The 11,665-nt window shown below is 67.7% G+C and carries 8 protein-coding genes; 2 read left to right on the plus strand and 6 right to left on the minus strand.

The features are described from left to right. Nucleotides 1-3: 3 nt before the first annotated feature. Nucleotides 4-2,862: an excinuclease ABC subunit UvrA gene (gene uvrA / locus HD592_RS06345; RefSeq protein WP_184452635.1), complete on the minus strand. Its 2,859-nt coding sequence runs from the start codon at nucleotides 2,860-2,862 to the stop codon at nucleotides 4-6. An 84-nt stretch (nucleotides 2,863-2,946) separates the two neighbouring features. On the opposite strand from uvrA, the gene HD592_RS06350 reads away from it, so the two are divergent. Then, the gene (locus HD592_RS06350) at nucleotides 2,947-3,264 is read left to right on the plus strand and encodes a YciI family protein (RefSeq protein ID WP_184452637.1); all 318 of its coding nucleotides are present in this window, start codon (nucleotides 2,947-2,949) and stop codon (nucleotides 3,262-3,264) included. A 66-nt stretch (nucleotides 3,265-3,330) separates the two neighbouring features. Further along, on the plus strand, nucleotides 3,331-3,612 hold the full coding sequence (locus HD592_RS06355; RefSeq protein ID WP_184452639.1) for a YciI family protein: 282 nt from the start codon (nucleotides 3,331-3,333) through the stop codon (nucleotides 3,610-3,612). 33 nt (nucleotides 3,613-3,645) lie between these two features. On the opposite strand, the gene HD592_RS06360 is transcribed toward HD592_RS06355, so the two are convergent. From HD592_RS06360 to rpsA, 5 genes are all read right to left on the minus strand, one after another. Beyond that, the gene (locus HD592_RS06360) at nucleotides 3,646-6,015 is read right to left on the minus strand and encodes an HAD-IC family P-type ATPase (RefSeq protein WP_184452641.1); all 2,370 of its coding nucleotides are present in this window, start codon (nucleotides 6,013-6,015) and stop codon (nucleotides 3,646-3,648) included. A gap of 28 nt (nucleotides 6,016-6,043) precedes the next feature. Next, on the minus strand, nucleotides 6,044-7,057 hold the full coding sequence (locus tag HD592_RS06365) for a TerC/Alx family metal homeostasis membrane protein (RefSeq protein WP_184452643.1): 1,014 nt from the start codon (nucleotides 7,055-7,057) through the stop codon (nucleotides 6,044-6,046). Between the two features lie 215 nt (nucleotides 7,058-7,272). Continuing rightward, nucleotides 7,273-9,336, minus strand: a complete 2,064-nt coding sequence (uvrB, locus tag HD592_RS06370) for an excinuclease ABC subunit UvrB (protein WP_425503121.1) — start codon at nucleotides 9,334-9,336, stop codon at nucleotides 7,273-7,275. A gap of 19 nt (nucleotides 9,337-9,355) precedes the next feature. After that, a complete protein-coding gene (gene coaE, locus HD592_RS06375) occupies nucleotides 9,356-10,081 on the minus strand; it encodes a dephospho-CoA kinase (protein ID WP_184452647.1) in 726 nt (241 codons plus the stop codon). 92 nt (nucleotides 10,082-10,173) lie between these two features. After that, on the minus strand, nucleotides 10,174-11,613 hold the full coding sequence (gene rpsA, locus HD592_RS06380; RefSeq protein ID WP_184452649.1) for a 30S ribosomal protein S1: 1,440 nt from the start codon (nucleotides 11,611-11,613) through the stop codon (nucleotides 10,174-10,176). Nucleotides 11,614-11,665: the final 52 nt, after the last annotated feature.

Genomic DNA, 11,665 nt, shown 5'->3' on the forward strand with positions numbered 1-11,665 from the left:
CCCTCAGACGCCCGCCCCGACCGGATCCTTCTTCAGGATCTCGGCGAGGAAGCGCCCGGTGTACGAACCCGGGACGGCCGCGACCGACTCCGGAGTGCCCTCGGCGACGACGAGTCCGCCGCCCGCCCCGCCCTCGGGGCCCATGTCGATGATCCAGTCCGCGGACTTGACGACATCCAGGTTGTGCTCGATGACGATCACCGTGTTGCCCTTGTCGACCAGCGACTGGAGGACGAGCAGGAGCTTGCGGATGTCCTCGGAGTGCAGGCCGGTCGTCGGCTCGTCGAGCACGTACACGGTGCGTCCCGTGGAGCGCCGCTGAAGCTCGGAGGCGAGTTTGACGCGCTGGGCCTCGCCGCCCGACAGGGTCGTCGCCGACTGGCCGAGGCGCACGTAACCCAGGCCGACCTCGACGAGGGTATTGAGGTGGCGGGCGATCCGGGTGATCGGCGCGAAGAACTCGGCCGCCTCGGCGACCGGCATATCGAGGATGTCGGCGACCGACTTGCCCTTGTACAGGATCTCCAGCGTCTCCCGGTTGTAGCGGGCCCCGTGGCACACCTCGCAGGGGACGTAGACGTCCGGCAGGAAGTTCATCTCGATGCGCAGGGTGCCGTCGCCCTTGCAGGCCTCGCAACGCCCGCCCTTCACATTGAAGGAGAAGCGCCCCGGACCGTATCCGCGCACCTTCGCCTCGGGCGTCTCGGCGAAGAGCTTGCGGATCGCGTCCCACACGCCCGTGTAGGTCGCCGGATTCGAACGAGGAGTCCGGCCGATCGGCGACTGGTCGACGTGGACGACCTTGTCGAGCTGCTCAACGCCCGCGATCGAACGGTGACGGCCGGGAACGAGCCGGGCCCCGTTGAGCCTCGAGGCCAGCGAGCGGTAGAGGATCGAATTGACGAGGGTCGACTTGCCCGAACCGGACACGCCGGTCACCGCGACGAAGCATCCGAGGGGGAAGTCCACCGTCACATCGTGGAGATTGTGCTCCTTGGCGCCCTTGACGGTCAGGATCCGCTCGGGATCGACGGGACGGCGCTCCTTCGGCGTGCGGATGGCCCTGCGCCCGGAGAGGTAATCGCCCGTGATCGAGCGCGTGTTCTCCTTGAGATCGGCGAGAGTGCCCGAATGCACCACCCAGCCGCCGGCCTCCCCCGCGCCCGGCCCGATATCGACGATCCAATCCGCAGCCTCCATCGTCTCCTCGTCGTGCTCGACGACGATGAGGGTGTTGCCGAGGTCGCGCAGGCGCTTGAGCGTATCGATGAGGCGGCGGTTGTCGCGCTGGTGCAGGCCGATCGAGGGCTCGTCGAGGACGTAGAGCACGCCGACGAGCCCCGAACCGATCTGGGTCGCCAGGCGGATGCGCTGGGCCTCCCCGCCGGAGAGGGTGCCCGCGGCCCGGGAGAGCGTCAGGTAGGTCAGACCGACGTCGATGAGGAAATCGAGACGGGCCTTGATCTCCTGGAGGATCGGGGCGGCGATGGCCGCGGCGCGGGCCTCGAGATCGAGATCCTCGATGTGGGCCCTGGCCTCGGTGATCGACAGGTCGGACAGTTCGGCGATCGACAGTCCCCCCACCGTCACGGCCAGGACCTCGGGGCGCAGGCGCGCCCCCTTGCACACCGGGCAGGGGATCTCCCGCATGAAGGCGTCGAGCTTCTCAGTCACCCATTCCGATTCGGTCTCCTGACGCTTGCGCTCGATGTAGGACACCGCGCCCTCGAAGCCCGTCGTGTAGGAGCGCTCGCGCCCCCAGCGGTTGCGGAACTTCACCTTCACCTCGTAGTCGCGCCCGAAGAGGATCGCCTCCCTCGCCTCGGGCGCGAGCTCCTTCCACGGCGTCGACATCGAGAACCCCAGCTCACCCGCCAAGGAGGCGAGCAGGCGCTTGTGGTAGGTGAAATTGGAGTTCCAGGGGATCACCGCGCCTTCGGCCAGACTGAGCTCCTCATCGGGAACCACGAGGTCCGGATCCACTTCGAGTCGGGTTCCCAGTCCGGTGCAGTCCGGGCACGCCCCGTAGGGCGCGTTGAAGGAGAAGGTCCTCGGCTCGATCTCCTCAAGGGCGAGGGGGTGATCATTCGGGCAGGCGCGCTTCTCCGAATAGCGCCTGCGCCGTTCAGGATCGTCCTCGGCGAGATCCACCGCGTCGATCACGACCAGCCCGTCGGACAGGCGCAGCGCCGTCTCGATCGAATCGGTCAGGCGCTGGCGCATCCCGGAGCGCACCACGAGGCGATCGACGACGACCTCGATCGTGTGCTTGAGCTTCTTCTCCAGGACCGGGGCGTTCTCGAGCCGGACGGCCTCGCCGTCGATGATGGCCCGGGTGAAGCCCGATGAGCGCAGCTCATCGATGAGGTCCTGGTACTCGCCCTTGCGACCGCGCACGACGGGCGACAGCACCTGGAATCGCGTGCCCTCCTCCATCGCGCGCACCCTGTCCACGATCTGCTGGGGAGTCTGGGCCTGGATGCGCGCGCCGCAGACCGGGCAGTGCGCCGTGCCCGCGCGCGCGTAGAGGAGGCGGAGGTAGTCGTGGATCTCCGTGATCGTGCCGACGGTCGAGCGCGGGTTGCGCGAAGTCGACTTCTGATCGATCGAGACGGCCGGCGAGAGGCCCTCGATGAAGTCGACATCGGGCTTGTCCATCTGCCCGAGGAACTGGCGCGCGTAGGACGACAGCGACTCGACGTAGCGCCGCTGGCCCTCGGCGAAGATCGTGTCGAAGGCCAGGGAGGACTTGCCGGACCCCGATAAGCCCGTGAAGACGATCATCGCATCGCGGGGGAGCTCGAGCTTCACGTCCTTGAGGTTGTGCTCGCGGGCGCCGGAGATGATGAGTGAGTCGTGCACACCGCGATTCTACCCGGACGAGCGCCCATCCGTCGTACATGTGTTCCATCGCGGACTCCGTGCGATCACTGGCATGATGGGCGAATGAGCCTTTACGTGATCGAATACACCTACGACCACACGCTGGATTCCCTCATCCAGACCTTCCGCCCGGCGCATCGCGAGTTCCTGCGCCGTCTGCACGGAAGCGGTCGGCTCGTCGCCTCCGGGTTCCTCCGCGACGGCCGCTCCAACGATGCGCTCATCATCCTCTCCGCCTCCTCCGCCCTAAGGGTCGAGGAGATCCTGGCGGAGGATCCCTTCGAGACGAACGGTTTCATCCTCTCCAAGCGGATCCGCGAATGGGTGCCCACCATCGGCATGGCGGCGGACGGCTTCGACACGGAGTTCCCGATCTCCTAAGCCGCCCGAGGCCCCGTTCCGGCGATTCGGGCGCCGCGGCCGCGCCCGGCGGCCTATCGTTGGGCCATGGCCTATTTCGCTGTGTTCTACGAGTACGATCCTTCGAAATCCGAGCTCGCCGATGAGATCCGTCCGCGCCACCGCGCCTTCTTGGCGGATCTGAAGGAGCGGGGCGCGAACGTCGCCTCGGGCCCGCTGAGCGGCGATGGCCCGAATGCGCTCCTCATCTTCGAGGCCGATTCCGCTCAGACCGTCGAGGAGCTGCTCGACGAGGATCCCTTCAAGGTCTGCGGAGTCGTCACCGGCCGATCCGTCCATCCGTGGAATCCGGTGATCTCGCGGTTCTGACCCGGCTCCTCGGATCGCCTTTCAGGTCGTCTTTCAGGCCCTTCCGGCTTCCTCCGCCCGTTTCACGAGACGGCGGTTGAGCATCCGGTAGGCGGCCTCGATCGCCGCGCCCGCGAGGACGCCGGCGACGACGATCACCGCCCACTGCCCGGGCGTCGGCACTGCGAGGGCGAAGAAATCCCGCGTCACCGGCACGAGGACGCCGAGGGCCGCCATCGCCCCCATCGCCGCGAGGAGGAGGATCCTCCACCCCACCAGGGGCCGGGCCGTGATGGACAGCAGCCACAGCGCGCCGATCATGAGCGCGAGCGTCGCAGCGGTGCGGCCTTCGACCGTGCCGACCCCCACGAGGTGGTAGGCGCTCAACGAGGCGACGGCTAGGCCGATGCCCGCGGGCACGGCCAGCGAGAGGATGCGGGAGAGGAATCCCGGAACGTAGCGCCTCGCATTGGGCGCCAGGGCGAGGGCGAAGGCGGGGATCCCGATCGTGAAGGCCCCGATGTAGGTGAAGTGCCTCGGCAGGAAGGGATAGGGGGCCGCGGCGATCGCGATCGCGATGACAGTGATCGCGGCGTAGACCGTCTTGGAGAGGAACAGGGCGGCCACGCGCTCCATGTTCGCGATGATCCGCCGCCCCTCGGCCAGCACCCCGGGGAGGACGGAGAAGCGCGAATCGACGAGGACGATCTGAGCGACGGCCTTCGTCGCCCGCGCGCCCTCCCCCATCGCGATGCCGAGATCGGCGTCCTTGAGCGCCAGTGCGTCGTTGACGCCGTCGCCGGTCATCGCGACGCAGTGGCCCCGCGCCTGGAGCGCCTGAACCATCGCGCGCTTCTGCTCGGGCGTGACGCGGCCGAAGACGTCGGCCCCCTCGACGGCATCCGCGAACTCGTCCGAGAGGTGATCGTCGGGGAGCTCGCGCGCGTCGACGACGCGCAACTCGCCCCCGTCGGGCCGGTGAAGGCCGGCCCTCTGCGCGAGCGCGCCCACCGTCAGGGCGTTGTCGCCCGAAATGACCCGCAGGCGGATCCCCTGCTCCTCGAAGTAGGCCATCGTCTCTGCGGCATCCGAACGGAGCTCCTCCTCGAGGATCACCAGGCCGAGGGGCCGCCGCTGCGGGGCAAGCTCCTCCGTGGGGGCCGAGGGCGCGGCCGCCACGAGCACGACCACGCGTCGGCCCGAAGCGGCTTCGGAGTCGATCCTCCTACCCAGCTCGGTGGACGGGCCCTCGGGCAGCAGGATCTCGGGGGCGCCCAGGTACCAGTTCGCCGACCCCGTCCCGATCGCGGCCCACTTGCGGGCCGAGGAGAAGGGGACGCTCCACTCGGGCTCGAGGGCGGGGAGGTCCTGTTCGAGGGCGCGCTCGATCGCTCGCGAGGTCTCATTCGACGAGAGCGCGGTCAGCGCGGCCAGAGCCGCCCCGGCTTCCTCGGGGGCCTCCTCGAAGAGGCTGAGCTCGCGCACCGCGATCCGCCCGGTCGTGAGGGTCCCCGTCTTGTCCGTGCACAGGGCGTCGACGCGCGCGAGCACCTCGACCGCGGGCAGCTCCTGGACCAGCACTCCGCGCCTCGCCAGGGTCGCCGATCCGATGGCGAAGTTCATCGAGGTGAGCAGGACGAGTCCCTGCGGGATCATGCCCACGACGCTCGCCACCGCCAGGACGATCGCGCCCGACCAGTCCGCGCCCTCGGCGATTCGCGTCTGCGACCAGATGGTGAGGGCGATCATCGGCAGCAGGAGCGCCGAGATCACCTTGAGCACGCGGTCGATGCTCGTCTGGATCTGTGAAACGGTCGGCGAATAGACGCGCGCCCTTCGGGCGAGGTCCTGGGCGTAGACGCGATCGCCGACGGTCGTCGCCCGCATGGTCGCCGACCCCGACACGACCGAGGTGCCGGCGAGGAGGGGGTCGCCCTCCTGCTTCTTGACGGGCTCGGATTCCCCGGTGAGGATGGACTCGTCGACCTCCAGTCCCCCGGAGGCCGCGACGACCCCATCGGCGCAGATCTGATCGCCGAGCTCGATGAGGATCACCTCGTCGAGGACGACCTGCGACGCCGGGACCTCGACGACGCTCCCGTCGCGGCGCACCCGCGCGCGCGGCGCATCCACGATCGCGAGGGAGTCGAGGGTGCGTTTGGCCCTGATCTCGGACGTGATGCCGATGACCGCGTTGAAGATCATGACTCCGGCGAAGACGGCGTCCTGAACGTGGCCGAAGACGAGGATGAGGACGGCCGCGGTCGCCAGGATCGCGTTGAACGCGGTGAAGACGTTCTCGCGGATGATCGATCCCAGGGAGCGGGAGGTCTTCGAGGTCGTCGTGTTCACCTCGCCCCGAGCGATGCGCTCGCGAACGTCGGCGGCCGTCAGCCCCTGCTGAATATCGATGAGTTTCTCCACGTGTTCGTCTCCATCGGCGCGCGGCGGATCAGTCGCGCACAAGCTCCGCCTGCTTCTTCTTCGCCTTCACCTTCGACCCGATGATCGAGGCCACGACCGTCAGGGCGATCGTGACGAGGATGAAGACGAGCGAGGGGACGATCCCGATCTCGGGCGCCCAGTGCATCCCCTCGCCCCCGTTGAGGAAGGGCAGGGTGTTCTCGTGCATCGCATGCAGGACGAGCTTCGTGCCGATGAATCCGAGGATCGCCGCCAGGCCGAAGTGGAGGTAGATGAGCCTCTCGAGCAGCCCGTCGATGAGGAAGTAGAGCTGCCTCAGGCCGAGCAGGGCGAAGGCGTTGGCGGCGAATACGATGTACGGCTCGCGCGTCAGGCCGAAGATCGCGGGGATCGAGTCGAAGGCGAACATGAGGTCCGCGGTGCCGAGGGCGAAGACCACGAGCAGCATGGGCGTGAGATAGGTCCGGCCGCCGTGCCGGTGGAGGAACTTCTGCCCCATGAACCCGTCGGTGACCGGAAAGACCCGCCGCATCATCCTGACGAAGGAGTTCTCACGGTATTCGTCCTCGGATTCCTCTTCGCCGCCGACGCCCTCGCGCGCCTGGGAGAACGCGGTCCACAGCAGCCACACGCCGAAGATGAAGAAGACCCAGGTGAAGCGCTCGATGAGGGCCGCACCGATGAGGATGAAGACCAGGCGCAGGACGAGGGCGATGATGATCCCCGAGAGGAGCGCCTTCTGCTGGTAGTTCCGGGGGACCCGGAACGAGGTCATGATGATGATGAACACGAAGAGGTTGTCGAGCGACAGGGCCTTCTCCGTGAGGAAGCCCGCATAGTATTCGCCGGCGTACTGGGCGCCGTAGACGAACCAGATGATGAGGCCGAAGCCGAGACCCAGGAGCACGTAGCCGAGCGACCACCAGGTGGCCTCTTTGAGCGTGGGGGCGTGGGGCTTGCGGACGTGGCCGACGATGTCGACGGTGATGAGCGCGAGGATGACAACGGCCAGACCGAACCAGCCGAGGGCGTGAACATGCACGGTGTGGGAACCCCTTAGAGGTACGAGCGATCGGATGAGGTCTCTTCCCACCCGAATGGGCGGCTGGTCCGAGCATTGCTCGTCTCCAACGCCGTGGTGACGAACCAGCACTTCTTGGGATTACTCCCCTCGGGAATCATTCTACCCCCGAGCAGGCCCGAAGCGCCCCTCGAACCCGCCTGCGCACGGCGGGATTCCTCACCTCGCCGCCGCCGTCAGTTGGCCGCCCGCATCTGGCGCAGCTCCTTCTTGAGGTCCTTGATCTCATCGCGCAGCCTGGCCGCGACTTCGAATTGGAGCTCGCCCGCCGCCGTCATCATCTGCTCGGAGAGCTCTTCGATGAGGGCGACGAGTTCGTCCTCGGCGCCCGCCGCGGATCGCGCCCCCCGTGCGGTCGCCGACGCACGGGCCGATGCGCTGCGCTCCTTGCGGTAGCCGCCCTCGAGGAGCTCTTCGGTATCGATCTGCTCGCGGGCGAGCATGTCGGTGACGTCCGCGATCTTCTTGCGCAGCGGCTTCGGGTCGATGCCGTGCTCCTCGTTGTAGGCGATCTGCTTGGCGCGTCGGCGCTCCGTCTCCGAGATCGCCGACTCCATCGAGTCGGTGATCCGGTCGGCGTACATGTGGACCTCGCCGGAGACGTTGCGGGCGGCGCGACCGATCGTCTGGATGAGGGAGCGCGTCGAGCGGAGGAATCCCTCCTTATCGGCGTCGAGGATCGACACGAGCGAGACCTCGGGCAGGTCGAGGCCCTCGCGCAGCAGGTTGATGCCGACGAGGACGTCGAACTCGCCCATGCGCAGCTCGCGCAGGAGCTCGACGCGGCGCAGCGTATCGACGTCGGAGTGGAGGTACTCGACCCGCACGCCGCGCTGAGCGAGGTAGGTCGTCAGGTCCTCGGCCATCTTCTTCGTCAGGGTGGTCACCAGGACGCGCTCGTCCTTGTCGACGCGGACCCGCACCTCCTCGAGGAGATCGTCGATCTGCCCCTTCGTCGGCTTGACCACGATCTTCGGATCGACCAGGCCGGTCGGGCGGATGATCTGCTCGACGACGCCGTCGGAGCGCTCGAGCTCGTAGTCCCCCGGCGTCGCCGAGAGGTACACGGTCTGGCCGATCCGCTCGACGAACTCGTCCCATTTCAGGGGCCGGTTGTCCATCGCGGAGGGCAGTCGGAATCCGTGATCGACGAGAGTGCGCTTGCGCGACATGTCGCCCTCGAACATGGCGCCGATCTGGGGGACGGTGACATGGGACTCGTCGATGATGAGGACGAAGTCGTCGGCGAAGTAGTCGAGGAGCGTGTGCGGCGGCGTCCCCTGCTCGCGGCCGTCGATGTGGCGCGAGTAGTTCTCGACTCCCGCGCAGGAGCCGATCTCCCGGAGCATCTCGAGGTCGTAGGTCGTGCGCATGCGCAGGCGCTGGGCCTCGAGGAGCTTGCCCTGGGACTCGAACCATGCGAGGCGCTCGGTGAGCTCGGCCTCGATCGAGGCGATGGCGCGCTTCATCCGCTCCTCGCCCGCGACGTAGTGCGACGCGGGGAAGAGGTAGACGTGATCGACCTCGGAGATGACGTCGCCGGTGAGCGGGTGGAGGACGGCGAGGGCGTCGATCTCGTCGCCGAACATCTCGATGCGGATCGCGAGCTCCTCGTAGACGGGGATGATCTCGATCGTGTCCCCGCGGACCCGGAAGGTGCCGCGCGTGAAGGCGATGTCGTTGCGGACGTACTGCATGCGCACGAAGGCGCGGAGCATGTCGTCGCGGTCGATCCGCATGCCGCGCTCGAGCTCGACCATGCGGGCGACGTACTCCTCGGGCGTGCCCAGGCCGTAGATGCACGAGACGGAGGCGACGACGACGGTGTCCCGTCTCGTCAGCAGGTTGTTCGTCGCGCTGTGGCGCAGGCGCTCGACCTCGTCGTTGATCGAGGAGTCCTTCTCGATGTAGGTGTCCGTCTGCGGGATGTACGCCTCGGGCTGGTAGTAGTCGTAGTAGGAGACGAAGTACTCGACCGCGTTGTTCGGCAGGAGTTCGCGGAATTCGGCGGCGAGCTGGGCGGCGAGGGTCTTGTTCGGCTCGATGACGAGGGCGGGGCGCTGAACCCGCTCGATGAGCCACGCGGCGGTCGCCGACTTGCCCGTGCCCGTCGCGCCCATGAGGACGATGTCCTGCTCGCCGTCGTTGAGCCTGCGGGCGAGCTCGGCGATGGCCGTCGGCTGATCGCCCGAGGGCGTGTACTCGGAGATCACCTCGAAGGGCTGCTCCTGGCGCAGGATCGTCCGTTCGTTCACGCCTTCACCGTAGACGCTTCCGGGCCCGATCGCCCGCCGGGGGCCTTGAGGGCCGCAGCCAGGAGCGATCGATCGCCTCGACGAGGCCGATCACGTCCTCACGGGTGCCGGAGTTGTCGACAAGGATATGGGCGAGGGCCTCGCGATCGGCATCGGCCGATTGGGCGGCCATGCGCCTCAGGGCGTCGTCACGGGGGATCCCCCGGGCTTCCAGGCGCTCGATTCTCAGGTCCACGGGGGCCCCGACGACGATGACCGCGTCGAATCGCCCGGCGAGTCCGGCTTCGACGAGGAGGGGGACGTCGTAGACCGCCAGTCCGTCTTCGGGCGCCCGCGCGAGGATCGCGGCGGCGCGCTCGGCGATGAGCGGATGCAGGATCCCCTCCACCTCCTCCCGGGCTTCGCGATCGGCGAAGATGATCGCGGCGAGGGCGGCGCGGTCGAGCTCTCCGGAGCTGAGGAGGATGCCGTGCCCGAAGCGGTCGACGAGCCGCTGAAGGCCCCCGCTCCCCCGTTCGACGACCTCGCGCGCGATGCGGTCGGCATCGGCGAGCGTGGCGCCGATCCCCTCCAGCGCCGAGGAGACCGTGCTCTTCCCGGACCCGATGCCCCCGGTCAGGCCGATCCTCAGCGCCCTTGATCGCGGGCGGTCGAAGGGGCGCAGCAGGCGGGCCCTCGCCCCGCCCTCCTCAAGGGAGCGCGGCGCCGAGTCGAGATCGTAGGGGCTCATGCCCCCATCCTCCACCAAAGGGGCGCGCCCCGCGAATCTCTTCGCGGGGCGCGCCCCCTGAGCGATCGAAGCGGGATGAACCCGGATCGGACTCAGTTGTTGTTCGTCAGCTTCTCACGGAGGGCCGCCAGGGCCTCATCCGAGGCGAGAGTGCCGGAGTTGTCCACGGGGGTGGAGTAGGAGGCCTGCTCTTCGACGGAGGGAACCGCCTCGACATCCTCTTCCTGAGCCTTGAGGACCTGGGCCTTGTGGGCCTCCCAACGGGCCTGGGCCTCGGCGTACTGGGCCTCCCAGGCCTCGCGCTGAGCCTCGTAGCCCTCCATCCACTCCTGGGTCTCCGGATCGAAGCCCTCGGGGTACTTGTAGTTGCCGTTCTCGTCGTACTCGGCGGCCATGCCGTAGAGCGAGGGATCGAATTCCTCGGAGGTCGGATCCACGCCCTCGTTCGCCTGCTTGAGCGACAGGGAGATGCGGCGGCGCTCGAGATCGATGTCGATGACCTTGACGAAGGCGTCGTCGCCGACCTTGACGACCTGGTCGGGCAGGTCGATGTGGCGCTGCGCGAGCTCGGAGATGTGGACGAGGCCCTCGATGCCGTCCTCGACGCGCACGAAGGCGCCGAAGGGGACGAGCTTGGTGACCTTGCCCGGCACGACCTGGCCGATCGCGTGGGTGCGCGCGAAGGCCTGCCACGGATCCTCCTGGGTCGCCTTGAGCGAGAGGGAGACGCGCTCGCGATCCATGTCGACGTCGAGGACCTCGACGGTGACTTCCTGACCGACCTCGACGACCTCGGAGGGGTGGTCGATGTGCTTCCAGGACAGTTCGGAGACGTGCACGAGGCCGTCGACGCCGCCGAGATCGACGAAGGCGCCGAAGTTGACGATCGAGGAGACGTTGCCCGTGCGGACCTGGCCCTTGGCCAGGGTGTGGAGGAAGTTCGTGCGGACCTCGGACTGGGTCTGCTCGAGCCACGCGCGACGGGACAGGACCACGTTGTTGCGGTTCTTGTCGAGCTCGATGATCTTCGCCTCGATCTCGCGGCCGATGTAGGGCTGGAGATCGCGGACGCGGCGCATCTCGACGAGGGAGGCGGGCAGGAAGCCGCGCAGGCCGATGTCGAGGATCAGGCCGCCCTTGACGACCTCGATGACGGTGCCGGTGACGACGCCGTCCTCCTCCTTGACCTTCTCGATCTGGCCCCAGGCGCGCTCGTACTGGGCGCGCTTCTTCGACAGGAGCAGACGGCCTTCCTTGTCCTCCTTCTGGAGGACGAGAGCCTCGACCTTGTCGCCGACGGCGACCACGTCGTCGGGATTCACGTCGTGCTTGATGGAGAGCTCGCGAGAGAGGATCACGCCCTCAGTCTTGTAGCCGATGTCGAGGAGGACCTCATCGTGGTCGACCTTGACGACAGTGCCCTCGACGATGTCGCCATCGTTGAAGTACTTGATGGTTTCGTCGATGGCGGCGAGCAGGTCCTCGGTGGAACCGATGTCGTTGACCGCGACCTGCGGCGTGTTGGTGGTCATGTAGTTGTGTCTCCGAAACGGACTGAATAGTAGGTGAATGGACCGGCGATCC

It is taken from the genome of Schaalia hyovaginalis, assembly GCF_014208035.1.
GTDB classification, from domain to species: Bacteria; Actinomycetota; Actinomycetes; order Actinomycetales; family Actinomycetaceae; genus Pauljensenia; species Pauljensenia hyovaginalis.